General features: G+C 67.7%; 1 pseudogene. It reads right to left on the bottom strand.

From position 1 onward, the window contains the following. Positions 1 to 23 precede the first annotated feature (23 nt). Positions 24 to 232 (bottom strand): annotated as a pseudogene (locus KBI52_RS00025) (hypothetical protein); the annotation flags it as partial.

Genomic DNA, 232 nt, shown 5'->3' with positions numbered 1-232 from the left:
GGCAAGGCAGGTTGATGACGAGCCTACCCGACGCTTGTTGGGGCCGGATGCGGGAGCAGCGAGGGGCCGGCCAGCAGCAGCAGCAGGACGGCAAGCGGAACGCAGGCCACGTAGCCCAGGTAGTGGAATCCAAGTGCTCCCATCACGCCGCCGATGAAGAATGATCCCAACAGCCCCGCTAGCAGGCGGAGCTTGGCCCGATCGGCTGTGACGACGGGAGCCGCGCCGTCGG

The sequence above is a fragment of the Microvirga sp. HBU67558 genome (assembly GCF_018069605.1).
GTDB lineage: Bacteria > Pseudomonadota > Alphaproteobacteria > Rhizobiales > Beijerinckiaceae > Microvirga > Microvirga terrae.
This window is presented reverse-complemented; position numbering and strand designations above follow the sequence as displayed.